General features: G+C 68.6%; 21 protein-coding genes. 12 read left to right on the top strand and 9 right to left on the bottom strand.

The window, feature by feature from the left end; genetic code table 11:
- The first annotated feature begins 138 nt into the window (after positions 1-138).
- Together E1288_RS02175 and E1288_RS02170 are read left to right on the top strand one after the other, a co-directional pair.
- Positions 139-1329 (top strand): RtcB family protein, encoded by a 1191-nt coding sequence (locus E1288_RS02175; RefSeq protein ID WP_132479841.1) that lies wholly within the window; start codon positions 139-141, stop codon positions 1327-1329.
- Positions 1330-1448: 119 nt separating this feature from the next.
- A complete protein-coding gene (locus E1288_RS02170; RefSeq protein ID WP_132479838.1) occupies positions 1449-2753 on the top strand; it encodes an MFS transporter in 1305 nt (434 codons plus the stop codon).
- 12 nt (positions 2754-2765) lie between these two features.
- On the opposite strand, the gene E1288_RS02165 is transcribed toward E1288_RS02170, so the two are convergent.
- Both E1288_RS02165 and E1288_RS02160 read right to left on the bottom strand, forming a co-directional pair.
- Positions 2766-3641 (bottom strand): alpha/beta fold hydrolase, encoded by an 876-nt coding sequence (locus E1288_RS02165; protein WP_132479835.1) that lies wholly within the window; start codon positions 3639-3641, stop codon positions 2766-2768.
- Positions 3638-4315 carry a TetR/AcrR family transcriptional regulator gene (locus E1288_RS02160; protein WP_132479832.1) on the bottom strand — a complete coding sequence of 226 codons (678 nt, stop codon included), beginning with the start codon at positions 4313-4315 and terminating at the stop codon, positions 3638-3640. Before E1288_RS02160 ends, E1288_RS02165 begins: the two co-directional genes overlap by 4 nt.
- A gap of 112 nt (positions 4316-4427) precedes the next feature.
- On the opposite strand from E1288_RS02160, the gene E1288_RS02155 reads away from it, so the two are divergent.
- The 5 genes from E1288_RS02155 to E1288_RS02135 all read left to right on the top strand — a co-directional run bounded on the left by E1288_RS02155 (position 4428) and on the right by E1288_RS02135 (position 8115).
- Positions 4428-5012: a GNAT family N-acetyltransferase gene (locus E1288_RS02155; protein ID WP_207954128.1), complete on the top strand. Its 585-nt coding sequence runs from the start codon at positions 4428-4430 to the stop codon at positions 5010-5012.
- Between the two features lie 873 nt (positions 5013-5885).
- Positions 5886-6077 carry a hypothetical protein gene (locus tag E1288_RS46705; protein WP_165967944.1) on the top strand — a complete coding sequence of 64 codons (192 nt, stop codon included), beginning with the start codon at positions 5886-5888 and terminating at the stop codon, positions 6075-6077.
- 102 nt (positions 6078-6179) lie between these two features.
- On the top strand, positions 6180-6776 hold the full coding sequence (locus tag E1288_RS02145) for a class F sortase (RefSeq protein ID WP_235883281.1): 597 nt from the start codon (positions 6180-6182) through the stop codon (positions 6774-6776).
- Between the two features lie 126 nt (positions 6777-6902).
- Positions 6903-7568, top strand: coding sequence for a phosphoribosyltransferase (locus E1288_RS02140; RefSeq protein ID WP_132479829.1), 666 nt, complete (start codon positions 6903-6905; stop codon positions 7566-7568).
- Positions 7558-8115, top strand: a complete 558-nt coding sequence (locus E1288_RS02135) for a hypothetical protein (protein WP_132479826.1) — start codon at positions 7558-7560, stop codon at positions 8113-8115. The genes E1288_RS02140 and E1288_RS02135 overlap by 11 nt, the downstream gene beginning before the upstream one ends.
- 153 nt (positions 8116-8268) lie before the next feature.
- On the opposite strand, the gene E1288_RS50260 is transcribed toward E1288_RS02135, so the two are convergent.
- On the bottom strand, positions 8269-8703 hold the full coding sequence (locus E1288_RS50260; RefSeq protein ID WP_207954127.1) for an HNH endonuclease signature motif containing protein: 435 nt from the start codon (positions 8701-8703) through the stop codon (positions 8269-8271).
- A 272-nt stretch (positions 8704-8975) separates the two neighbouring features.
- Here E1288_RS50260 and E1288_RS02125 point away from each other — a divergent pair, with 272 nt between their 5' ends.
- Positions 8976-9353: a hypothetical protein gene (locus E1288_RS02125; protein WP_132479823.1), complete on the top strand. Its 378-nt coding sequence runs from the start codon at positions 8976-8978 to the stop codon at positions 9351-9353.
- A gap of 114 nt (positions 9354-9467) precedes the next feature.
- On the opposite strand, the gene E1288_RS02120 is transcribed toward E1288_RS02125, so the two are convergent.
- Entirely contained in the window at positions 9468-9932 is a 465-nt protein-coding gene (locus E1288_RS02120) for a VOC family protein (protein ID WP_132479820.1), read from the bottom strand.
- A 220-nt stretch (positions 9933-10152) separates the two neighbouring features.
- Here E1288_RS02120 and E1288_RS02115 point away from each other — a divergent pair, with 220 nt between their 5' ends.
- Positions 10153-10392 carry a hypothetical protein gene (locus E1288_RS02115; RefSeq protein ID WP_132479817.1) on the top strand — a complete coding sequence of 80 codons (240 nt, stop codon included), beginning with the start codon at positions 10153-10155 and terminating at the stop codon, positions 10390-10392.
- Positions 10393-10560: 168 nt separating this feature from the next.
- On the opposite strand, the gene E1288_RS02110 is transcribed toward E1288_RS02115, so the two are convergent.
- Positions 10561-11868 (bottom strand): sensor histidine kinase, encoded by a 1308-nt coding sequence (locus E1288_RS02110; protein ID WP_235883280.1) that lies wholly within the window; start codon positions 11866-11868, stop codon positions 10561-10563.
- Between the two features lie 32 nt (positions 11869-11900).
- Positions 11901-12572, bottom strand: coding sequence for a response regulator transcription factor (locus tag E1288_RS02105; protein WP_132479814.1), 672 nt, complete (start codon positions 12570-12572; stop codon positions 11901-11903).
- Between the two features lie 72 nt (positions 12573-12644).
- On the opposite strand from E1288_RS02105, the gene E1288_RS02100 reads away from it, so the two are divergent.
- Entirely contained in the window at positions 12645-14606 is a 1962-nt protein-coding gene (locus E1288_RS02100) for a glycoside hydrolase (protein ID WP_235883279.1), read from the top strand.
- A gap of 12 nt (positions 14607-14618) precedes the next feature.
- Entirely contained in the window at positions 14619-15521 is a 903-nt protein-coding gene (locus E1288_RS02095; protein ID WP_235883278.1) for an endonuclease/exonuclease/phosphatase family protein, read from the top strand.
- Between the two features lie 280 nt (positions 15522-15801).
- Here the strand turns inward: E1288_RS02095 and E1288_RS02090 are convergent, their stop codons facing one another.
- On the bottom strand, positions 15802-16923 hold the full coding sequence (locus E1288_RS02090) for an SDR family oxidoreductase (RefSeq protein WP_132479811.1): 1122 nt from the start codon (positions 16921-16923) through the stop codon (positions 15802-15804).
- A 617-nt stretch (positions 16924-17540) separates the two neighbouring features.
- On the opposite strand from E1288_RS02090, the gene metH reads away from it, so the two are divergent.
- On the top strand, positions 17541-21287 hold the full coding sequence (metH, locus tag E1288_RS02080; RefSeq protein ID WP_207954147.1) for a methionine synthase: 3747 nt from the start codon (positions 17541-17543) through the stop codon (positions 21285-21287).
- A 160-nt stretch (positions 21288-21447) separates the two neighbouring features.
- On the opposite strand, the gene E1288_RS02075 is transcribed toward metH, so the two are convergent.
- Both E1288_RS02075 and E1288_RS02070 read right to left on the bottom strand, forming a co-directional pair.
- Positions 21448-22671 (bottom strand): MFS transporter, encoded by a 1224-nt coding sequence (locus tag E1288_RS02075; protein ID WP_132479805.1) that lies wholly within the window; start codon positions 22669-22671, stop codon positions 21448-21450.
- The gene (locus tag E1288_RS02070) at positions 22668-23954 is read right to left on the bottom strand and encodes a GH1 family beta-glucosidase (protein ID WP_132479802.1); all 1287 of its coding nucleotides are present in this window, start codon (positions 23952-23954) and stop codon (positions 22668-22670) included. The genes E1288_RS02075 and E1288_RS02070 overlap by 4 nt, the downstream gene beginning before the upstream one ends.
- Positions 23955-24473 lie beyond the last annotated feature (519 nt).

The following is a 24473-nucleotide window of genomic DNA, read 5'->3' as shown; positions in this document are numbered from 1 at the left end:
TGTCCTCAGAGGACGTTCCCGGCCGGCGTTCGACTGTCCAACGTGAGCAGTTCGCGGGAGTTCGGTTAATTCGGTGGCACTGCTGGGGAAAACCCGCGATCATTGCCGGGTCAAGTCGACCGGGAGTCAGGAAGAAAGATGTACGCGGCAGTCGAAGGCGCAAGGGTACCGATCCGGATGTGGGCAGACCCGCAGTCCGTGGAAGACGCCGCGATGCGCCAGTTGCACAACGTCGCCAACCTGCCGTGGGTGCACGGCCTCGCCGTGATGCCGGACGTGCACTACGGCAAGGGCGCCACCGTCGGCAGCGTGATCGCCATGCGCAACGCCGTGTCCCCTGCTGCGGTCGGCGTCGACATCGGCTGCGGGATGAGCGCGGTGCGAACGTCCCTGACGGCCGCCGACCTGCCGGACGACCTCGGCGTCCTGCGGCGGCGGATCGAATCGGCCGTGCCGGTCGGTTTCGCCATGCACCGCACGCCGGTGAACCCGGCGCGCGTGCCGGGCGTCGGCGGGTGGCGGGAGTTCTGGTCCGCCTTCGGCGACCTGCACCCGGGCGTGCAGAGCCTCCAGGACCGGGCGCGGGCGCAGGTCGGCAGCCTCGGCGGCGGCAACCACTTCATCGAGGTCTGCCTCGAACAGGGCGGCCCGGACGCCGACCGGGTGTGGCTGATGCTGCACTCCGGTTCCCGCGGCATCGGCAACGAGCTGGCGAAGCGGCACATCGACATCGCCCGGCGCCTCCCGCACAACGCGGACCTGCCGGACCCGGACCTCGCGGTGTTCGTCGCGGGCACCCCGGAGATGCAGGCGTACCGCCGGGACCTGTTCTGGGCGCAGGACTACGCGGCGCGCAACCGGGCCACGATGCTGGCGCTGGTGCAGCTCGCGGTGGCGGACACGGTGCCGGGCACCAGGTTCGACACGCCGATCTCCTGCCACCACAACTACGTGGCGGAGGAGCGCTACGACGGCGTCGAGCTGCTGGTCACGCGCAAGGGCGCGATCCGGGCGGGCGCGGGTGATCTCGGCATCATCCCGGGCAGCATGGGCACCGGGTCCTACATCGTGCGCGGCCTCGGCAACGAGCGGTCGTTCGAGTCGGCCTCGCACGGCGCGGGCCGGCGCATGTCGCGGACCAAGGCCCGGAAGACCTTCACCGCCGCGGACCTGGAGGCGCAGACCGCGGGGGTGGAATGCCGCAAGGACGAGGGCGTGGTGGACGAGATCCCGGCCGCATACAAGGACATCGAGTCGGTGGTCGCCGCGCAGACCGACCTGGTGGAGGTGGTCACCCACCTGAAGCAGGTCGTGTGCGTCAAGGGGTGAACGACCGGGTTCCTCGGCGCCGCCGAGGCGCCCGGCTTCCCCGAATCCGCTGGTGAACCCGGCGGTGACGCGGATTCCGCCGAGTGGCCCGGGTGGCGGCGGGCTGGTCTGATCGCGTGATGGACGTGGCTGCGAATCCGGGCGTTGCGGCCCGGTGGGACTGGCGTTCGGTGCTCTGCTGGTCGTTGTGGGGCTGGGGCTCGGCGGCGTTCAACACCGTGATCCTCACGTTCGTGTTCACCGTGTACCTGACGGGCTCGGTGGCCAACGATCCGCAAGGCGGCTCGGCGGCGCTCGGCGTCACGCTCACGATCGCTGGGGCGTGCATCGCGCTGGTCGCGCCGGTGACCGGCCTGCGAAGCGACGCCGGCGGGCGCCGCAAGAGGTGGCTGGCGGTGCACACCGCGCTCGTGGTGGCCTGCACCGCGGCGTTGTTCTTCGTCCAGGACGACTCGGCGTACCTGCTGCTCGGCCTGGCCCTGGTCGCCGCGGGCAGCGTGTTCGTGGAGTTCGCGGGCGTGAACTACAACGCGCTGCTGCTCCAGGTCTCGACGCCCGCGACGATCGGCCGCGTCTCCGGTTTCGGCTGGGCGATGGGCTATTTCGGCGGGCTGATCGCGCTGGCGGTGGTGCTGTTCGGCTTCGTGCAGCCCGAGGTCGGCCTGTTCGGCGTGACCTCGCAGGGCGGGCTGAACATCCGTGCCGTGGCGCTGTTCGCGGCCGCGTGGTTCGCGCTGTTCGCGCTGCCGGTGCTCCTCGTCGTCCCGGAAGCACCCGCTCCCGCGAACCGGATGCATCGGTCGTTCCTGGACAGTTACCGGGTGCTCGGCCAGCGGATCGCGCGGATGTGGCGCAGCGACCGGCAGACGCTCGGATTCCTGGTCGCCAGCGCGCTCTACCGGGACGGCCTGGCCGCGATCTTCACCTTCGGCGGCGTGATCGCCGCGGGCACCTTCGGCTTCGGCCCCGGCGAGGTGGTGGTCTTCGCCATCGCGGCGAACCTCGTCGCCGGGTCCAGTGCGTTCCTGGGCGGACGCGCGGACGACCGGTTCGGGCCGAAACCCGTCATCGTCACGGCGCTGTCCGGACTGGTCGTGGTGGGATCGGCGCTGGTGGTGCTGCCCGGCAAGCCCGCGTTCTGGGTGTGCGGGCTGCTGCTGGCGGCCTTCCTGGGGCCGACCGAATCGGCCAGCCGGACCTTCCTCGCGCGCATCGCCGCCCCCGGCCGCGAAGGCGAAACGTTCGGGCTCTACGCCACGACCGGTCGGGCCGTGAGCTTCCTCGGGCCGCTGGCGTTCAGCGGCTTCATCGCGATCTTCGGCACGCAACGCGCGGGCATGGCCGGGATCGTCCTCATCCTGGTGCTCGGGCTCCTGGCCATGCTGCGGGTCCGGGCACCCGAAGCCACCGGCGACCGGTCCTGACGCCAGGGCCGCTCACGATTGGTCCTCGGCCAGGAATTCGGCGATGAGCCGGTGGAATTCGCCGGGCCGGTCCAGCGGGAGCAGGTGCCCGGCACCGGCTACGACCGCCAACCTCCCGCCCGGCGCCGCCGCGGCCGCCTGCCGGACCTCCCGGTCACCGACGAGCGCATCGTCCGATCCGCGCAACCACAAGCTCGGCACGGCCAGCCGCCCCAGCTCCGGCAAGAAGTCCAGCCGCATGCCGAAGGGCCCGTAGGCGAGGATCTGCCAGTCGTCGAGCGCCTTTTCGCGATGGCGGGCCTTGGCCTGCACCTCGGCGCGGGCGAGTTCGACGATCCGGTCGAAACCTTCGGTGGCCGCACCGGCGGCGAGACCGCGCACCATCGACCGGCGGATCATGGTGGCGGAGTTGGCCAGGTAGCGGCTCGACGCGCTCAGCAGGCCGGGCGTCCGCAGCGCCAGCCAGGTGGCGAGTTGCGCCGGGCGCCGGGCGCCGATCCCACCGGGTGCCGAGAAGACCGCGCGGGCAACGCGTTCCGGGTGGTGCAGGCTGAACCCGAGCGAGATGCCGCCGCCCATGGAATGGCCGACCAGGGAGATCCGTTCGATGCCCAGGTGGTCGAGGAGCTGCTCCACGACGAGCTCGCACAACTCCTGGTCGACCGTCCGCTGCCACGGCCGGCTGCCGCCGTGCTTCGGCAGGTCGATCGCGTAGACGCGGTGCGTGCGGGCCAGCGCCGGGAGGACGCGATGCCAGAGCAGCTCGACGGTGTCGAGCATCGCCCCGTGCAGCAGCAGGACCGGTTCGCGTTCCTCGGCGCCCGCGGCGAACAGCCGCACCGGGCCGCCGGCGAGTTCGAGATCGGTGACGGTGGCGAAGCCGGTCATGGCCGTCCCTCCTGGTCGGTGCCGAGCTGCTCGGTCAGGCGGCCGAGGAGCAGCAAGTGGGCGTCGGTCGCGGCGGGTTCGGGCGGGCGTTCCAGCCCCCGCTCGACGAAGGTGATCACCACGTCCACCGCCGCCGCGAGCTGATCCCGGGTCAGCGGCCCGAGCATGGAGTTCACCGACAGCAGGCCGATGGTGAACGACGAGAGCGCGAGGGAAACCGCCTCGGGCCGGGCGTCGGTCGCCAACGATCCGGCCTCGTGGAGGGCTTCGACGTAGTCGGTGATCCAGGCGAAGCGCTGCCGGTACCGATCGCCGCCGACCGCGCGGGCGTGGGAGCCGAGAACCGCCTCGTCGTCGAGGAACGCGGCGGTCATCAGCGCGTCGTCGAGCAACGCCTCCAGCCCGAACCGGTAGACGGCGCTCAGGCCGACCGGCGCCGGCGCCGCGACGACGCGTTGGCGCACCCGCTCGGCGAGGCGGCGCATGCACCGGGTGAGCAGGGCGTCCATCAGCTCGTGCTTGCCGTCGAACTCGCGGTAGATCGCGCCCTTGCTGATCCCCGCTCGGCGAGCGATCCGCTCGACGCTCACGCCGTCGAAACCGTCGCGCAGCACCAGATCCTCGGCCGCGTCGAGGATTGCGCCCACTCGGTCGGGAATCAGCGGTCGCGGCACGGAACCACCTCCGGCTCGTAGTGACCGAAATCGACTATGCGGTCACCATAGCGCGCCTCGCGGCGCGGTTAATGGCTTGCCTTCCGCCTCGCGAACGCGAAAGGGTTGCCGCGTGGCTATCCGGTTCCCGCTGATGAGCGCCCGCCTGCAGGTCCGCCCGTTCCGGACCGAAGATCACGCCGCGATCCACGCGGTCTACGGCGATCCCGAGGTGATGCGCTACGTCGCGTACGGGAACGCGGCCTCGGCGACGGAGAGCGCGACGATGGTGAACGACTACATCCAGCACCAACGCTCGCACGGCTACTCGTTCTGGGCCGTGATCGAGCGCTCGACGGGCGACCTCATCGGCGACGCCGGATTCGAGGCGCACGAGGGCGGCGCGGAGTTCGGCTACACCCTGGCGCGCCGACGATGGGGGCACGGCCTCGCCACCGAGGTCGGACACGTCTGCCTCGCCGCGGCGTTCGGCCGGCTCCACCTGCCGGGGCTGACCGCGGTCGTCGACCCGCGGAACCCGGCATCGGCGCGCGTGCTCGACAAGCTCGGATTCCGGTTCCACGGCGAATGCGTCGAATACGACAGGCCACACCACCGATACCTGATCACCGCCGATGACTGGCGGCGCCGCACGGCGTCCGCACAGCACCTTTCCGGCTTTTCAGGGCACTTTGGGGAACATCCTCGCGCGAATTGATCGAAAATTGATCGAAAATTGATCGCGAATATCCCGCGCCGCACGATCACCACAGATCAACAGTCTCGATCATTTCTCAAAATCATTTCTCGGCAGCCCCGGAAGAATTGATCTCCAAAGTGGCCAGATCACATTTGCGGACGATCTGGCTAAATGGACGATCGTCGCCTCACGACGCAATCCAATGGTGACGATCTGTGACGATTCCCCCTGGTTTCGCGGCGTCGATCGACGACCAACGGAGTGATCGGAGCACTGCATCGGTGTCGATCTCACCTTGCGTGAAGAGTATTCCCAATTGGACATATCAACAGCACCCCGATCGTATGATCATGCATTGCTGCCGCTGCCAACCCGAATGACGGTGCTTACCGTTACGAATAGTCGCCTTCAGATCTAGCGAGGCGATCGGGGAAAAGATCTCGGATGCGGGATTCTCGCTCGAATGATCAAAGGGAGGCTCGAGTGTCCTCAACGCTTGTTCGCCTTGGCGGGATCGCCGCCTTTGTGTTGGGTACGTCGATCGGCCTGACTCCTGTGGGGAACGCCGAAGGGAATATGGCGAAGCCACCGCTGGTGTCAACGACCGATGACCAGTGCGAAAACTCGGAAGACTGCCTGCAGCCACCGGAGTGCAAACCCGAGGACTGCCCGAAGCCGCCGCCTTGCTTCGAGGACTGCCCGCCGGAGGAGGTCAAGCCGCCGGTCAAGCCGCCGGTCGAGCAACCTGCCCTGCCGCCTGCACCGCCTCCGGCACCTCCGGCACCTCCGGCGCCGCCGGCCCAGCAGCCGGCCCAGCAACCGGCGCAAGAGTCGCCGACGGCGAGGCCGACCTCGGTCAGGCCGCAGCCGACGGCCAAGCCCACCGTTCCGATGAAGCCGCAGCAGCGGCCGCAGGTCGAGCAGAAGCCGGTGGGCGCCGTGCCGGCGGGCGGCGGAGCCACGGCACACGACGAGTCCGGTGCCACCGCCCCGCTGCTGGCAGCCAGCGGTGCGGCGGCCGTCGCCCTGGCGGCCGGAGGCGCTTACGCGCTCCGTCGCCGGAGCGCCGAGTCCCGGCGCTGACCCGAATCGGAATGGTGGTGCGCGCTTCGAGAAGCGCGCACCACCATTCCCCGCGAAGGCCCGCGATCGGCGCGGGCACCGGAAACGGCGGGGGTGGGGAGCATGCGGCCCGCAGTTCTGGCCATGTGGTGCATCTTGCTGATCACCGCGGCCGGCTCGGCGTTCTTCGGCCCGGCGGACGCTGATTCCACGCCGCCGCCGATCGCGGCCGCCGGACCGGTCCCGCCCGGACCGGCGACGGCCGCCCCGGGCGATCCCCACCCGACCGGGATCGCGATCCCGGCCATCCGGGTGGCGTCGACGCTCGTCCCGCTCGGCCTGAACGCGGACGGCACGGTGCAGGTTCCCCCGATCGAGAAACCCGGGCAGGCGGGCTGGTACGACGGCGGGCCCGGCGCGGGCGAGATCGGCCCCTTCGTCGTGCTCGGCCACGTCGACTCCTACACCGAAGCCGGCGTGTTCTACCGGCTGCGCGACCTCCGTCCCGGTGACCAGATCCAGGTCGACCGCCGGGACGGGTCACGGGTCACCTACGTCGTCGACCGCGTCGAACGGTTCGCCAAAGACCGGTTCCCGACCGAGGCCGTGTACGGCGACGTGGCGCGCCCCGAGATCCGGTTGATCACCTGCGGCGGGGACTTCGACGAGACGCGCCGCAGCTATGAGGACAACCTGGTCGTGTTCGGCCACCTCGTCTGACCGCTGACCGATGCGCACCCAGGACGGTCGCGAACCTGTTCGACGGGATGGAAGCCGCGGCTGAGTACCGATGCCCCTGTGCCCCCGGCTCTCGCCGGGCCATGCTCGGGCGGAGGGGGTACCACCGTGCCGTTCGAGAACCGCAGGGACGCCGGCCGCCGGCTGGCTCAGCAGTTGCTGCACCTCCGCGAGACGGACGCCGTCGTGCTGGGGTTGCCGCGCGGCGGCGTGCCGGTGGCCTACGAGGTGGCCCGGGCGCTGCGGGCACCGCTGGACGTGATCGTGGTCCGCAAGCTCGGCGTCCCGACCCACCCCGAGCTCGGCATGGGCGCCATCGGGGAAGGCGAAGTGCGCATCATCAACGACGAGGTGCTGTGGAAGACCGGCGTCAGCGCGAAGGAACTCGACGAGGTGGAGCGGCGCGAGCGGGTCGAGCTCGACCGCCGCGCGAGGCTGTTCCGCGTCGACCGCAGGCGCGTGGATGTGGCCGGGCGGACGGCCATCGTGGTCGACGACGGGATCGCCACCGGTTCCACCGCGCACGCCGCCTGCCGCGTCGCGCGCGAGCAGGGCGCGGCCCGCGTGGTGCTGGCCGTGCCGGTGGCGCCGCCGCACGCCCTGGAACGGCTGGAAGAGGTGACCGACGAGCAGGTCTGCCTGGAGACACCGGGCTGGTTCATGGCGATCGGCCAGTGGTACCGGGACTTCGCCCAGACCTCCGACGCCGAGGTCATCGAGCTGCTCCACGACACCGCCCGACCGCGCGACGAGGGGACCGCCGATGGCGGGTGAGCACCGCGCATGCTCGCGACGCGTATTCCTGGCCCTGGCCGCCGCCATCGCGGTGCCGCTGCCCGGGTGCGCGCAGCAGGAGGAGCAGGGAGGGGTACCGCCTTGGATGCTGACCCCGGACCCGAAGACGGACCCGGATCTGGAGCGCGACGTGCGGATCATCCACGAGCTCCTGGTCCACCACCAGGAGATCGCACGGACGGTGGACCACTACTCCTACGGGGTCCGGGCCACCACCACCAGCGCCAACCGGGACGTCGCCGCGAACCTCCGCACCCACGTCGAGCGGATGCGGTGGCGGCTGGCGCGCGGCGACGCGATCCGCCAGCTCGACCCGCTGTTCGCGGAGCTCTTCGAGCACCACGCGCAGATCGACCTGCAGGTCGAGCCCCTTCCCGACGGCGTGCGGGTCCTGGAGACGTCGTCCGATCCGCGGGTGGTGATGCTCCTCCGGCAGCACGCGGTGGCAGCGGTGTCGGAATTCGTCGCCGCGGGAATGGATCGCGCCCTGCGCCCCACTCCCCTGCCACCCGGCTACTCGGACTAGCGACGCCCTCTGCTGCCCTCGCCGGCTCGTGCCGCCTGGTTCCGGCGCCGCGAAGTGTCCTATTCGGACAGACTCAACATTGTTGCGGGGTCAGGGGAATCGTCTGCCACGCACTCCGCCAGTACGAGGATCCTAACAATCCGGTGCTCTGCGTCATCGCAGTTTTCGCTGCCTCCGCACGTTCTCGGCGCGGGTCTTGCGGTCGTGGCAGCCAGTACACAGTGATTGCGCGTTGGCGTAGTCGAGCATCGCGCCACCCCGGCTCAGGGGCAGGATGTGGTCGACCTGTTCGGCTGGCCGGCCACATCCACCGCTGTTCGTCGAGAACTTTGGCCATCCGCGTGAGGAATTCCTGACAAGCCAAAGGGAGACGCGCGTCGTGAACGTCCTCGGCGATGCTGACTCTCCGGAAAGGCTTGACTGAGGATAGGAGTTCAAGTCCTGGGAGAGGTCGAGGCGATGAAGTCGTTGATGAGGCGTCGGCGCTCGCCCGCGCCCTGCGAGGTCCTGGACCGGGTCCGCTGTCAGCGTGACGGCGTCGAGCCTGGCGGCCAGGCGGGGTGACCCCCCTGGCGCATCGCCTGCCACAGACCGTCCATCCCGCCGAAGTAGGTGTAGACGGCCATGGTCGACAGGCCAGTACCCGCGACGACCGAGCGCCGGGTGACCGGCTCCCGAGCTCCGCGTTGTGCTGAAGGATCAGCCGGGTCAGCCACTGCTGCTCGACCTGCGTTGGAGCGTTACCAATCGCCACCAGCCCACCCCCACACTCACACAAGTGGGGCATTTGTTCCCTAGCTCGCTCTCCTGTGCGGGTCTGCATCATGTAAGCCCCGACGCGCGCAGAACGGGAGAGCGTCATGAGCACCCCCATGGAGCACCCGCTTGAGATGCTGTACCAGGCCCGCGATGCGCTCCAGGCCGCAGTCAGTGCAGTTCAGCGGCAGACGCCTCATCAGATCAGCGACGACCTAGGCTGCTACGGCGCCGTGAACCACTCGATCCTGTACGAGTTCCGGTCACTGCTCCACGTTCTGGCCGAGCAGGTCCACGACGCGAACCACCCGACGGTGCGCGTCGCCCACGGCGAGCTGCGCGAGGCCATCGCCGTATTCGACCAGCTCATCGCACTCGCCGAGCGAAACCAGCCGACCATCGACGACCTACGCCACGGTGTGAGGCGCGACGGGTGCGACGGCCAGGTGCGCCACCGAGGTTCGCCTCCCGTGCCGCGTTAGACAGGCGCGGTGTGAGTTCGTCGGCGGCTACCTCCGCCCGGCTTCGCCCCTCAAGCCAGTCGCTCGAATCGGAAAACTGCCGGCCGACTACGACGCGCGCCAGGTGAAGCACGCTCAGGACTCTGTCGCCTGGGCCATCCGCTTAGCCATCTCCTCCTCCGAGACGTCCTCAACGTGCGTGGCGACATTCCATCGGTGCCCGAACGGGTCCTCGAACTGTCCCGTACGATCCCCGTAGAACTCGTTCACCACTGGCTTCACGGAGTTGGCGCCTGACTTCAGGGCCCGGTCGAAGACGCTGTCCACATCCTCGACGTAGACGTAGAGCGTCATCGAAGCACCACCGACGGTTTTCGGGCCGAGAACACCCTGGTCCGGGAACTCGTCAGCCAACATGATGATCGAGTTTCCAAGCTCCAACTCGGCATGGCCGACCTTGCCGCCGGGGGCGGGCATGCGCATCCGCTCGCGCGCGCCGAGCACGTTGCAGTAGAAGTCGATCGCAGCAGCCGCGCCGTCAACGTGCAGATACGGAGTCACCCGCGGAAAGCCCGACGGAATCGGCTCGACATCAGACATGATCAGGCCCTTTCGTATTGCTCCGCCTCGGCGACCCAGTGTCTCCACAGGAGCGGCGGCTCGCACGCCCACAGTTCGATGAGCAGCAGATGTCCTGCGTAGCCGGCGGCAACGGCTCGATCCGCTCCCCCATCTCATTCCAAAAGCACCCGTCCCCTCAGGGACCACCAGGGTGCCGCCGCTTCGCACCGCCGCGAGTGCTTGATCGAGGCCGGGCCACGTGGTGGACGTCGACGAATCGCAACGCGAGGCGACCACGGCCTCGGTCGAGGCAACGAGCGGGTGGCGGCCGCGCGACACCTGGCGCTTCTTCACCGTGGTTGTCAACGCCGCAAGCTGCATCGAGTGGAGCGAGGGCGAGATGCGGTTGACTCGATGGGATCGGGTGCACGGGCTGCGGCCGACCGAGCGACGTCTCCTGGACATGGAAGCAAGTCATTACCTACCGGTCGATGGCTAACTGCCTTGGTCGGACTCACCCCGTTCCTCGTGCGGGTTGGCTCGGGAGCGACGCATCAGCGCGTCCGGTTGCCGATCTCTGAAAGGCTCCTGTACCGCTACTACTCAGCCCCTGTCTTGGAGGAGAAGCCGAAACTGTCGGGTTCCGGTGCGACGCTTACTGGCTGGTTCAAAAGCGGAGTCGGAGCAGTGCTCCGCCTCCCGGTGGGGTTTCGGCGGTGACTGTTGCGCCGTGGGCGTTGGCGACTTGCCGTACGATCGCCAAGCCGAGACCGGATCCGGGTAGGTCGCGTGCGTCTGGTGCACGGTAGAAGCGGTCGAAGACGCGGGGGAGGTCGTCTTCGGCGATGCCGGGGCCGTGGTCGCGGACGACCAGTTCGCGGTCTCGCAACCGGACCTGGACCGAGCCGCCGGGTGGGCTGAATTTCGCCGCGTTGGCCAGCAGGTTCGTGACCGCGCGGGCGAGGGTTCGGGGAACTCCGTCGACCACGGTGGGCTGCAGGTCGGTGTCGAACGACAGGTCCGGGTGGCGTTTCCGCGCGTTGTCCGCGCATTGCTCGACCAGCTTGTCCAGCCGCACGTCTTCGGTGTCCTCCGGGGCGGCGGGCTCGTCACCGCGTGCCAGGTCGATCAGGTCGGTGACCAGTCCCGTCAGCTCGTCCGTCTGGGTGCGCAGTGCCTCGATCGTCTGCTCTCGCTGGTGGAGGGTCAGCCGGTCGGCGCGGGCGAGCAGGTCGATGTTGGTGCGCAATCCGGTCACCGGGGTCCGCAGTTCGTGCGAGGCGTCGGCGACGAGGCGCCGTTGCGTGTCCAGGGAATCCCGCAACGCGCTCAGTGCCTGCTGAAGTTCGTCGAGCATCGTGTTGAAGCTCGTTGCCAGGCGGCCGATTTCGTCGTCCCCGCGGGGCTCGATGCGGTGTTCGGGGTCGCGGGTGCGGGCGATGTGCTCGGCGGTTCTGGTGAGCGCGGCCACGGGTGCGAGTCCGGTGCGTGCCACGGTGAAACCCGCCGCGGCGGCGAGCACGACGCCGACCGACCCGGCGGCGAGCAGCGCCAGGCTGATCCGGTGCAGGCTTTCGTCGACCCGGTCGGATCGCACCGCGACTTCGACGGCTCTGCCCGGTGCCAGGGGTGCGGTCAGCATCCGCACCGGGTGCCCTTGCAGGGTGATGTCGCTGAAGTATGCCTCCGCGCGGCCGGTTGCGACGTCGAGGGTGCGCCGGTCCACCGGGAGTTCGCCCTCGCCGTCGATGTGGCCGTCCGCGGTGACTTTTTGTACGCACGCCGGAGCGGCGAGGAATACGCACGGGCCGGATGGCGACCATGCACCCGGTGACGCCTGCTCCTGTCGTGCCAGTCGGGTGACCTCGCGTGTCAGGCCGAGGTTGAGCGACCGGTCGAGTTCGTGGGCCATGATCGCGTAACCGGCCAGCGCCATGCCGACTACCGCCACTGCCACCGACGCTGCGGTGGCCACGGCGATCCGCAGCCGTAGTGGACGTCTGCGCCTCACGGCGCACCGAGCCGGTAGCCGATGCCGCGCACGGTGTGGACCAGTCGCGGCTCGCCTGCGGCCTCTAGCTTGTGACGCAGGTAGCGGACGTAAACCTGCAGGGAGTTCGACGCCGGTCCGAAGTCCCGGCCCCACACCCGTTCGGTGATCGTCTCGCGCGGCAACACCTGCTCGGCGTTGCGCAACAGCACCTCCAGCAGCGCGAACTCGGTGCGGCTCAGATCTACCACCCGGTCGCCGCGCCGCACCCGGTGTGCGGCGGTGTCCATGCTGAGGTCGGCGAAGCGCAGCACCACGTCGTCGGCGGGGTAGCTGCGGCGCAGCAGTGCCCGCAGGCGTGCGAGCAGTTCGTCGAGGTCGAATGGTTTGACGAGGTAGTCGTCGGCGCCCGCGTCCAGTCCGGCGATCCGGTCGCCTACCGCGTCCCGAGCGGTCAGCACCAGGATCGGGGTCCGGTCACCGTGCGCACGCAGCCGCTCGCACATCGTCAGGCCGTCCATGAACGGCATCAGCAGGTCGAGCAGGATCGCCTCCGGTCGCCACCGGGAGATCTCGGCCAACGCCTTCGCACCGTCGGCGGCGGAGCGAACCTCATAACCTTCGGTCTCCAGGCCGCGCAGCACGGCGTCCCGCACGATGGAATCGTCTTCGACCACAAGCACACGCACAATGCTGGCGATGCTACCGCGCCCATTGCGGCTCTCATCGAACTCTCATCTGCGGCGCTGACTCTGACGGGCGTGATACGCAACAACGCAATCCGACTGGCCGGGCTGCTGGGCGTGCTGTGCGCGGCGACGACCGCGTGCTCCAACGCCTCAGCGGCCGACCGGCCCGAGATCGAAGTGAACGGACAGCAGGTCGCCGTCCCGGTCGCCGGCGGCAAGGCCGTGGTCGACACCACGTCGCTGGGCGTGCGCGCCGAGGCCGCCGACGGGACGAGGTGGCAGCTGTCGGCTCCGGCCGCCGAAGCGCCGGGCACGGCGACCGAGGTCACAACCAGCGACGGCAAGGCGACGTGGCGCTACCCGGCCAAGGGCCTGACCGTGACCGCCACCCCACGGGACGGGCGGCTGGAGATGACCGTGCACGCCGACGAGCAGGGCTCGATGACCTGGCCGGTGACCGGCACCGACCCGACCGTGCACGAGGTGCAGATCCCGCACGGGGAGGGCTTGTCGGTGCCGGTGGCCGACCCGTTCTGGAACTCCGAGAGCGGCGGGCTCACCGGGACGGAGCTGGGCATGGTCGATGGGCTGACGATGCCGTTCTGGGGCACCAGCCAGGAGGGGCACGGGTCCAGCTACATCGCCCAGTCCGACATCGGCACCTCACTGCGGTTCGCCTCCGCCAAGGGGCGTCTGCGCACCGAAGCGGTGCACGAGTTCGCACCGAAGGAGTCCACGATGGACTACACGGTGTCGTTCGCCCTGACCGATGGGTCCCCGGTGGCCTCCGCCCGCGACTACCGGGACTGGCTGAGCCACCACGGTGGGATCGAACCTCTGCGCACCAAGATCGACCGGAATCCCGAGGTCGGCAAGCTCGTCGGCGCCTTCCACGCCTACGCCTGGGGGCAGGCGCGTACCCCGGAAGGCATCAACCGGATGCGCGGACTCGGCCTGGGGCGCATGTGGCTGGGCTACGACGCCGACGACCAGCCGATGAGCAAGCAGGCGGTCGACGCCGCCAAGCAGGCCGGATACCTGGTCGGCCCCTACGACTCGTGGGCCAACGCCCAAGACCCGAACACCGCCGACAACCCTTCGTCACGCTGGCCCGCCCCGGTATGGCAGGACGCCTGCGTCCGCGACGCGCAGGGCAAGATCGTGACAGGCTTCGGCGGACGCGGGTGCTACCTGAGTTCCGAGGCGTTCCAGCGCACCGAGCCACGCGAGCACTACATGGCCGACCGCACCCGGCAGATGACCGCCAACGGCGCCACGAGCTACTTCCTTGACGTCGACGCCGCAGGCGAACTACACACCGATCACAGCCCGCAGCACCCCATGGACAAAGCCACCGACCGCACTAACCGCCTAGACCGGATGGAATGGCTTTCCGGCGATCAGAAGCTCGTCCTGGGCTCGGAAAAAGCCGGGGCGTGGGCCAACCGCGTGCTGTCCTACAACCACGGCTCGCAAACCCCGGTCGCCGACGGGCTGTGGGCCCTGCAGAAGGACCGCCAGACCTGGGGTGGATACGCCCCGCAAGGCGCCCCGGAGTTCTTCTTCAAACCGGTGCACCTGCCCGCGAATCTGGCCAAGGCCATGTTCGACCCGCAATTCCGAGTGCCGCTGTACCAAACGGTGCTGCACGACTCGGTCATCAGCACCGACCGCTGGGAGCTGTCCTGGTCCAAGCTTCCGGACCAGGCCCGCGACCGCGCCATGCTGGCGATGCTGTACAACACGCCGCTGAACCTCGTCCTCAACAAGGCCGAACTGGACAGCCACGGAAAACAGATCGCCGACCTGCAGCAGTACTTCGAACCACTACACAAGGCCGCCGCCACCCAGCCGATGACGGACTTCCGCTGGCTCACCCCCGATCATCGGGTGCAGCGGACCAACATCGGCAACGGCGCGCTGACCGTCACCGCGAACTTCTCCACGCAACCCCACGACGGACTTCCCGCCGGATGCGTGGACGCGGTACTGGACGGTGGCGCGCCGCAGCGGATCTGCCCAGCCGGACTGTGAGAGGAGACGCTGATGCGTCGCGTGCGTGACGTGGTGATCGTCGCCGCCGCCGGAGGACTGGCGCTGTCCATCGCCGGACACACCATGATCCCGGACATCGCCGGAGCAGGCACCCTGCTCGACAGCGCCGCACCGTGGCTCGGGCTGATGATCCCGCTGCTGCTCGTCGCGGGACTGGTACTGCAGGCCCGGACCACACTCGCGATGCTGATCCCGGCACTGGTGTGGTGCCTGGTCTTCGGGGCGAACCTGCTCCCGCACGCCTCGGCGGCCACTGGCAACATGCGGGTTGTCAGCCAGAACCTGTACGCAAGCAACGACAACCCCGCAGCCACCGCCGCCGACCTAGCGGCAACCAACGCGGACGTCGTCGGCGTGCAGGAACTGACCGACCCAGGGCGCCGGGCCATCGCGACGGTGCTCGGCGACGACCACCCGCACCACGCGACCATCGGCACCGTCGGTGTGTGGAGCCGCTATCCGATCACCGAGGTCGACCGCGTCGACCTCGGCCTCGGCTGGACGCGCGCACTGCGCGCACGGCTGCACACCCCGCACGGGCCCATCGAGGTCTACGTCGTGCACCTGCCATCGTTGCGCCCGGAGTCCATCGACCAACGCAACCAAGCCCTCGACGAACTGGCCGACGCGCTGCGGACCGACAACTCATCCCGCGCGATCGTGCTGGGCGACTTCAACACCGCAAGCAGCGACCGAGCGATGCAGCGACTGCCGTCCAAGGCCCGCGCCGTCCGACAGGACACCGGCTCGGGATTCGGCTTCACCTGGCCCGCGCGGTTTCCGCTGGTCCGACTGGACCACATCCTCCAGTGGGGACTACACCCCACCGACACCAACACCATTCACACCCGCGGCACCGACCACCGAGCAGTCCTGGCCGACTTCACAGCCTAACCAGGCCCGTCCGAGTTGATCGAAACCGATAAGGCCATCCGCCGCACAGAACTGGCCGTGCCCAACGGCTGTACCATCCGCACGATCACGACCTCGCGTCGATACCCCATGCCCCGTCTTCCCGGCCAGACAGGAAGCAGGCCCAGGCGGCCGATGCGAGGTTCCCCTGGAAGTGCCGGCGCCGGTGGTTGTAGAAGGCGATCCAGCGGAAGACCTGCTGCCGAACCTCGGCCTCGCCACTTCACAAAGCTTGTCCATTGTGGAGTAATTCGCGTAGCCGTCAGCGAGAACGGCGTACTCGCGGAGCACGTGGGGCTGGAAGGACGCCTTGCCCGCCACCGGTTACCTGCTTTCTGCAGCGGCGAGCCAGCACACCTGCGGCGGTCGCCGCCAGCGCGGTGGTCACGGCGGCGAGCACGCCGTGGTGTTGCGATGCCCAGAGTTGAGCGCTGCGCGGGTGCGCTTGCTGTTCGAAAACGCCGTGGGCACCGAAGTCCCGTTGGCCTGCGTCGTCGGCGGGCTCCCACAGGTTGTCCGCCCGGTGGGGGTCGTGCACGCGATCGTTCTGCTGGGCGGCGTAGCCGCTGCGGGCGAGGTAGCGGTCCAGGACGCCGGGGGCGATGGCGTTGGCGATCAGCGTGCCGACGGTGCTGCCGCCTACCCAGTACTCGCGGCGTCGTGGGTGGTCGGCCGCGTGGAGCACGGCCCGGGCCGCTATTTCCGGCTGGTAGATCGGCGGCATCGGTTGGGGGTGCTGCGGTAGCCGGGACCGCACCCACGAGAACTGCGGGGTGTTGACCGCGGGCAGCTGCACCATCGTGACCCGGACGCTGCTGCGGTCGTGCAGCAGCTCGCTGCGCAGCGACTCGTGGAAACCCTGGATGGCGTGCTTGGCGCCGCAGTAGGCCGACTGCAGCGGCACACCCCGGTAGGCCAGGGCGGAACCGACGTGGACGATGACGCCTCGGTCGCGTGGTCTCATCCGGCGCAACGCCGCCATGGTCCCGTGGACGAAGCCGAGGTAGGTGACCTCGGTGACCCTGCGGAACTCCTCGGGGCCGATGTCGTCGAACCGGGCGAACACGGTGCTGAACGCGGTGTTGATCCACGTGTCGATCGGCCCCAGCTCGGTCTCGGTGCGCTCGGCGGCCGCGTCGACCTGCTCGTGATCGGCGACGTCGCAGGGCAAGACCAACGGTGTGCCTCCACCGTCGCGCAGCTCGCGTGCGGCGGCGTCCAGGCCTGCGCGCCCTCGGGCGAGGAGCGCCACCTTGGCCCCACGCCGCCCGTAGGCACGCGCGAGTGCACGACCGACCCCACCGCTGGCGCCGGTGACCACCACGACCTGCGACACGCCCATCACCTCCCTGCCTGCGATGACGGTGACATTCTGCGTCGGCATCCTTGAAGGTCATGCCGTGTCCCGCACAGGACAGATCCGCTCGGACCTCGCCTCCGCCGCGAACAGCAGTGTTTCGATGCGCTCGTGGCGTGGAACCATTCCAGGTGTCGGATGTTCGGCATGGCCAGCGCGACGTGGGCGCCGGCGTTCGGGGCGCAGTGCCCGGAGATCTCCGCTCCCACGCCGCCAGCAAACCGTTGATCCCGTCACCGGCATGGGAAAAGACGTGGTCGACGCCCCATTCCCGCAGTCGGCGAAGGACGAAATCCGCCACCAGTTCCGACATCACCGCACCTCCTCGCAGCCGCCGCGCCGCTAAGACCGTGTTGCCGACGGCTTGCCTGGCCTACCCAGAAGCGCGTCCCGGCTAACTCGGCGAGCGACCCGGGCGCACATCGACGGAGTTCGCGCCGACCGTGCGGCAGACAACGGATTCGTACCGCCGCGACTTATCGGCGGCATCGACTGCCTGGTGTTGGGAGATTTCCTGCTCGACAGCGCCGACTTTCCCAAGGTGTGAGCTCACTTCGTTCTAGCCGTGCACGTCGGTAGGGTGATCAGTCGACCCAGCAGACACCACATGCTCGGCTACACAATGGGGTGGATAAGTGAACACTCTGCACGTCCCGGACGCGACCAAGCAACTCAGCGATTTGCTCCAGGAACGCGTGCTTGTGATGGACGGCGCAATGGGAACGCTCATCCAATGCCTCGGGTTGTCCGAAAGAGATTATCGCGGAGACCGTTTCGCCGATTGGGACTCGGACCTAAAGGGAAACAACGACGTTTTGTCAATCACCCAACCCGCCTTGATCGAACGGCTGCATCTGGACTATCTACGCGCGGGCGCCGATCTGATCTCGACGAACACCTTCAACGCGCAACGCATCTCGCAACGCGATTACGGCCTGCAGGACATGGCCTACGAAATCAACCGTGCGGCCGCCAGCGTCGCACGGTCCGCCGCGGACGCGGTCACGCAGGACGACCCGGCCAAGCCCCGGTTCGTCATCGGCGCACTCGGGCCAACGAACCGCACGGCGTCGATCTCCCCCGACGTGAACGACCCGGGCATGCGCAACGTCACCTTCGAGGAACTCGTCGACGCCTACCTGGAAGCTGCGCGCGGGCTCGTCGACGGCGGCGCCGACCTGCTGGCGCTGGAAACCATCTTCGACACCCTCAACAGCCGAGCCGGCATCTTCGCCGTGGAGAAGTTGTTCGCCGAGCACGGCCGCCGCTGGCCGGTCATCATCTCCGGCACCATCACCGACGGCTCGGGCCGGACGCTTTCCGGGCAGACCGTGGAGGCCTTCTGGAACAGCATCCGGCACGTGCGCCCGGTGGCCGTGGGCTTCAACTGCGCGCTGGGGCCGAAGGAGATCAGGCCGCACATCGCAGAACTCGCGCGACTCGCGGACACGTTCGTCTCGACGCACCCGAACGCCGGCCTGCCCAACGCCTTCGGCGAGTACGACGAAACCCCGGACGACATGGGCGAGGTCGTCGGCGAGTTCGCGCACGCCGGGATCGCCAACATCGTGGGCGGATGCTGCGGGACGACACCCGAACACATCGCGGTGATCGCCCGAAAGGTCGCAGACGCCGCACCACGCCGCCCGGCGCCACACTCGACGAGCCTGCGGTTGTCCGGTCTGGAACCGTTCAACGTCGACGGCGACGAGAGCCTGTTCATCAACATCGGTGAGCGCACCAACGTCACCGGATCTGCACGGTTCCGCAAGCTCATCCAGGCCGACGACTACACCGCGGCGCTGTCGGTGGCGCGCCAGCAGGTCGAATCCGGCGCCCAGGTCATCGACATCAACATGGACGAGGGCATGCTGGACGGCGTCGCCGCGATGCGGAAGTTCGTGAACCTCATCAGTTCGGAGCCGGACATCTGCCGGGTGCCGCTGATGATCGACTCCAGCAAGTGGGAGGTCATCGAGGCGGGTCTGCGCTGCTTCCAGGGCAAGGTGATCGTCAACTCGATCTCGCTGAAGGAAGGCGTCGAGCCGTTCGTCGAACAAGCCCGGCTGTGCCGCGCGTACGGGGCGGCCGCGGTCGTCATGGCGTTCGACGAGCGCGGGCAGGCCGACTCGCTGGAGCGTCGCGTCGAGATCTGCGAACGCGCCTACCGGATCCTCGTCGACGAGGTCGGCTTCCCGGTCGAGGACATCATCTTCGACCCCAACATCTTCGCGGTGGCCACCGGGATCGAAGAGCACGCCGCCTACGGCACCGATTTCATCGAAGCCACCAGCTGGATCAAGCAGAACCTCCCCGGCGCCCGGGTCTCCGGCGGGGTGTCCAATGTGTCCTTCTCGTTCCGCGGCAACAACCCCGTGCGCGAGGCGATCCACGCCGTTTTCCTCTACCACGCCATCAAGGCCGGTATGGACATGGGCATCGTCAACGCCGGGGCGCTCGTCCCGTACTCGGAGATCGACCCGGAGCTGCGGGACCGCATCGAAGACGTCATCCTCAACCGCCGGCCCGACGCCACCGAGCGGCTGCTGGAGATCGCCGAGCGCTTCCGCGGCACCGGCGAACAGGCCGAGACCACCAGCGAGGAATGGCGTTCGAACCCGGTCCGCGAGCGCATCACCCACGCGATGGTCAAGGGCATCGACGAGTACATCGTCGACGACGTCGAGGAACTACGCGTCGAGCTCGCCGAGGCCGGCTCACGCCCGCTGGAGGTCATCGAGGGCCCGCTGATGGACGGCATGGGCACCGTGGGAGACCTGTTCGGCGCGGGCAAGATGTTCCTGCCACAGGTGGTGAAGTCCGCGCGCGTCATGAAGAAGGCCGTCGCGCACCTCATCCCGTTCATCGAGCAGGAGAAGACTCCGAGCGAGGCGCAGCGGTCCAAGGGCGTCGTCGTACTGGCCACGGTGAAGGGCGATGTCCACGACATCGGCAAGAACATCGTGGGAGTGGTGTTGCAGTGCAACAACTACGACGTCATCGACCTCGGGGTGATGGTTCCCGGCCAGACCATCCTCGACGCGGCCAAGGAGCACAACGCCGACGTCATCGGGCTGTCGGGCTTGATCACACCGTCGCTGGAGGAAATGGTGTCGATCGCAGGCGAGCTGCAGCGGCAGGGCTTCAAGCAGCCGCTCCTGCTGGGTGGGGCGACGACCTCGCGGGCCCACACGGCGATCAAGGTCGACCACCGGTACGACGAGCCGGTCGTGTGGGTCAAGGACGCATCCCGGTCGGTGCCCACGGTCGCAGCCTTGCTGTCCGAGAAGCGGCGCGACGCGTTCCTCGACGAGCTCGCCAAGGACTACGACTCGCTGCGCGAGCGGCATGCGGCGAAACGCTCTCAACGCCCACTGGTCACGATCGAGCAGGCGCGCGCGGACCGGTTACCGGTCGACTGGTCGCACTACCGCCCACCGCGACCGCGCGTGTTGCCGCCTGAGGGCGCGACCGGTGCGGTGCACGCCGAAAGATTCGAGTCGTATTCGCTGGCTACGCTGCGCGAGTACATCGACTGGCAACCGTTCTTCAACGCTTGGGAGATGAAGGGCAAGTATCCCGACATTCTCAACAACCCGACGACCGGGGAGGCGGCCCGCAAGCTCTGGGACGACGCCCAGGCGATGCTGGACAGGGTGATCGCCGAAGAGTGGATCCAGGCCAACGGCATCGTCGCATTCTTCCCCGCCAACGGCGTCGGGGACGACATCGAGGTCTACGCCGACGAGGACCGCGAGGTGGTGCTCGCGGTCCTGCACCACCTGCGCCAGCAGGGCGAGCACCGGGCGGGCGTTCCGCATCGGGCGTTGTCGGACTTCGTGGCGCCCAAGGGCAGCGGTCTACAGGACTACATCGGTGGCTTCGCGGTCACCGCGAGCCATGGCGTGGCCGAGCGGGTCGCGCAGTTCAAGGCAGACCACGACGATTACAGCGCGATCCTGTTGGAGTCGATCGCGGACCGGCTGGCCGAGGCCTTCGCAGAGCGGCTGCACGAAGTCGTCCGGCGCGATCTGTGGGGATACGCCGAGGACGAGCAGCTCGGCAACGACGAGCTGATCGCCGAAAAGTACACGGGCATCAGACCGGCACCTGGATACCCGGCGTGCCCGGACCACACCGAGAAGCAGACGTTGTGGGACCTGCTGGACGTGGAGGAAACCACCGGCATCACCCTGACCGAATCAATGGCCATGTGGCCGGCGGCGTCGGTGAGCGGCTGGTACTTCGCGCACCCGGAGTCGCGCTACTTCGTCGTCGGGCGGATCGGCAAGGACCAGGTACTGGATTACGCCGACCGCAAGGGATGGACACTCGCTGAAGCCGAACGGTGGTTGGCTCCCAACCTCGGCTACCAACCGGACAACACGTAGCTCGGGGCCAGGGCTGGGCTCCGAGCTACTGGATCTCGAAAGCTGCGTCGCCGCTCGCGAGGCCTCAGCCGGGCCGCACAGTGGGCAGGCATCCGGGCCAACAGAGCATCAGCACACTATGGAAGATCATCAACCAACCCAACTGCACGATCAGGATGAGTCAGGCGACGCCGCGCACGCGGGTGACGAGCACGCCCGCGAGCAGGGTGGCCACCGCCGATGCGGTGAACAGCCCGGCATAGCCGCCGAGGTGGGCTAGGACCGGCGTGGCGAGCGCCGGGGCGACGACTTGGGGCAGCGAGTTCGCGATGTTCACCACGCCGAGGTCCTTGGCGCGGTCGGGGGCGGCCGGCAGCACCTGCGTCAGCAGGGCCAGGGCCACCGCCCAATAGATCCCGAAACCCAGTCCGAGCAGCGGAGCGGCGCACAGTGCCGAGGTCCACGTCGGCCACGCGGCCAGCAGCAGCGCGGCCAGCGCCATCAGCGCGCACGAGGTCAGGATGTAGGGCTTGCGCCGCCCCGTGCGGTCCGACAGCGCTCCCGCGAGGATCCCGCCGACGGTGAGCGTGGCACCGTAGAGGCCCATCAGGATCAGCAGACCCGTCTCCGGATCGGGGTGGTGCACGGCGTCGCCTAGGAAGAACAGCAGGTAGAGCGTGCCGAAGGCGTTGCCCAGGTTGATCAGGAAGTGGCAGCCCCAGCCCCACGCGAAGTCGGGGTACCTGCGCGGCGACACCCAAAGCCGCCGCGCAGCGGCGGCCAGCCCGCCTGCGGGTTTCGCCGGCAGCATGGCGTCCGGGGTGCGCAGCACGAACGCCGCTGCCGCGAGCACGACTAGTGCTGCGCACGCCAGGTAACCACCGGCGAGCCCAGTGATCAGCACCGTCACCACCAGCGCGCCGACGACGGTGCCCAGCATCTGGCTGATTCCAACGAGTCCGCCGATCCGTGCCCGCTGCGTCACCGGAACCCGGTCCGGCAGCGCCGACGCCAGGCTCGCAAGCATCGTGTTGAGACCGGCCTGCACCAGGCACCACCCGACCGTCATGGTCACCACGTCGCCCGCCGCGACGAGGACCGTCAGTCCCGCCGCCCCTAGGAGCGCGCCGCCGAGCGTCCACGGGTGTCGGCGGCCGAACCTTGAGGTGGTGCGGTCGGAAAGCATGCCCGCCAGCGGGTTGACCACCACCGACACCGCCGCGCCGACCCCGGTGACCGCGCCGAAGACGACCTCCTTGTCCACGCCGGCGAGCAGTTCCGCCTGCCGGGGCAGCAGTACCTGGATCGGCGCGTAGAACGCCAGCCACAGCCCGAGATTGGCCAGGAAGAGCAACGTCGTCCACCCGGCGCGGACCGGGGTCCGGGGCTCGGCGAGTGCGGTCATCTCGACCGCTTGATCACGTCGCGGTACCAGGCGAACGAGTCCTTCGGGGTGCGCACGAGTGTGTCGTAGTCGACGTGCACCAGGCCGAACCGCGGCGCGTACCCCTTGGACCACTCGAAGTTGTCCAGGAGCGACCAGACGAAGTAGCCGCGAACGTCCGCACCGGCGTCCATGGCCTCCCGCACAGCGGTGAGGTGGCCGGCGAGGAAGTCGATGCGGTCGGAGTCGTGGATTTCGTCGAAGCTGCAACCGTTTTCGGTGATGTGCACTGGCGGCATCTCCGGGTAGCGCTCGTGGAGCAGGACGAGCAGCTCGCGCAGTCCGTCCGGCACTACCGGCGACCCGTTGGTGGTCATCGGATAGCCCTCGACCGGAACGAGTTCGAACGGTAGCGGGCCGGCGGTCCGAGGCGCGCGGACGGCCATCGGCTCGTAGTAGTTGACGCCGTAGAAGTCCAGCGGCGCGGCGATTGCCGGCAGGTCGTCGGCGAAGCCATCGGGAAGCCGGTCATGCAGCACCTCGGGGTAGCTGCCGAGCAGAATCGGATCGGCGAACAAGCGGTTGATCAACGCGTCCAGGAAGGACACCGGTTCCGGGTCTTCACCCCAGATCGGGCTGTGGTTGTTCGCAGTTCCCACTGCGCGCGCGCCCGCCGCGCGCAAGGCCGTCACGGCCAGGCCGTGCGCCAGGAGCTGGTGGTGCGCGGTCGGAATCGCGTCGAGCAGCAGCGCCTTGCCCGGCGCGTACTCGCCGATGCCGTAGCCGAAGATCGACATGACCATCGGCTCGTTGAGCGGGATCCACATCTTCACCCGGTCCGCGAAGCGCTCGCCGACGATCGCGGCGTACTCGGCGAACCGTTCGGCGGTCTCGCGGCTGAGCCATCCGCCCCGGTCCTCCAGCGCCTGCGGGGTGTCCCAGTGGTAGACCGTGGCGACCGGGTCGATACCTGCTTCGCAGAGCGAGTCGAGCAGGCGGTCGTAGAACGCGATTCCCTCGGGGTTCACCGGACCGCGACCGTCGGGCTGGATGCGGGGCCAGGCCAGCGAGAACCGGTAGGCGTCCACACCCAGATCGGACATCAGCGCGACGTCCTCGAGGTAGCGGTGGTAGTGGTCGGTACTGACGTCGGCGTGCTCGCCGCGCGCGATCTTGCCGGGAGTAGCGGTGAAGGTGTCCCAGATGGAACGTCCCCGGCCGCCTTCCGCGGTGGCGCCTTCGATCTGGAACGCCGCGGTAGCCACGCCCCAGACGAAATCGGAGGGCAAGTGCGGGACCTTCATCTCGATCACTCCCCTAAAGAAAACATGAAAACTATTCGGGAACATAGCGCTGATCCAGCACTCGCGGAAGGGGGTGATCCGGAGTCCCTTGTTCAGGCGCCGCGAAGCGGCAAGGTTGCTGTGGGGTTCACTGGGCTGCGTGCGCATCCTGCCGATGGGTGTCTCCCAGGCGGGAGGCATGTGGGTTCAACGGGTGAGGAACTGGGGCAGCCGGGCAGATCTCATGTCGCAACTGGATCGGCTGGGCACCAACCTGCTCACCGCCGAAGCGGACAAGGACTTGGACGGCAATCCGGTCAAACTGCCCAAGAACGTGGTCGCCATGGTGAATCGGATCGGGCCCGTCGAGAAGGCCACCGCGACCGCGGAAGTCGATGCGCGGGTACGCCGCAGCGACGTGGTCCCCAAGGAGATGCCCGCAGGCGTGACCGTGCAAGCGGCTCGCTTGGACCTGCTGGATGCCTTGAACGCTCAGGTTGACAATGGAACCTGGTTCTGGAACGCCGTGGGATTCCGACG

The organism is Saccharopolyspora elongata, from assembly GCF_004348985.1.
Lineage (GTDB): Bacteria > Actinomycetota > Actinomycetes > Mycobacteriales > Pseudonocardiaceae > Saccharopolyspora > Saccharopolyspora elongata.
The sequence above is the reverse complement of the archived record's forward strand: the minus strand, read 5'-3'. Positions and strand labels throughout refer to the sequence as shown.

Excerpts from the sequence above, each read along its gene's own strand:
- E1288_RS02175 (WP_132479841.1), top strand. The coding sequence starts at position 139 with ATGTACGCGGCAGTCGAAGGCGCAAGGGTACCGATCCGGATGTGGGCA.
- E1288_RS02170 (WP_132479838.1), top strand. The coding sequence starts at position 1,449 with ATGGACGTGGCTGCGAATCCGGGCGTTGCGGCCCGGTGGGACTGGCGT.
- E1288_RS02165 (WP_132479835.1), bottom strand. The coding sequence starts at position 3,641 with ATGACCGGCTTCGCCACCGTCACCGATCTCGAACTCGCCGGCGGCCCG.
- E1288_RS46705 (WP_165967944.1), top strand. The coding sequence starts at position 5,886 with ATGAAGCCGCAGCAGCGGCCGCAGGTCGAGCAGAAGCCGGTGGGCGCC.
- E1288_RS02145 (WP_235883281.1), top strand. The coding sequence starts at position 6,180 with ATGCGGCCCGCAGTTCTGGCCATGTGGTGCATCTTGCTGATCACCGCG.
- E1288_RS02135 (WP_132479826.1), top strand. The coding sequence starts at position 7,558 with ATGGCGGGTGAGCACCGCGCATGCTCGCGACGCGTATTCCTGGCCCTG.
- E1288_RS02125 (WP_132479823.1), top strand. The coding sequence starts at position 8,976 with ATGAGCACCCCCATGGAGCACCCGCTTGAGATGCTGTACCAGGCCCGC.
- E1288_RS02120 (WP_132479820.1), bottom strand. The coding sequence starts at position 9,932 with ATGTCTGATGTCGAGCCGATTCCGTCGGGCTTTCCGCGGGTGACTCCG.
- E1288_RS02095 (WP_235883278.1), top strand. The coding sequence starts at position 14,619 with ATGCGTCGCGTGCGTGACGTGGTGATCGTCGCCGCCGCCGGAGGACTG.
- E1288_RS02090 (WP_132479811.1), bottom strand. The coding sequence starts at position 16,923 with ATGCCGACGCAGAATGTCACCGTCATCGCAGGCAGGGAGGTGATGGGC.
- E1288_RS02075 (WP_132479805.1), bottom strand. The coding sequence starts at position 22,671 with ATGACCGCACTCGCCGAGCCCCGGACCCCGGTCCGCGCCGGGTGGACG.
- E1288_RS02070 (WP_132479802.1), bottom strand. The coding sequence starts at position 23,954 with ATGAAGGTCCCGCACTTGCCCTCCGATTTCGTCTGGGGCGTGGCTACC.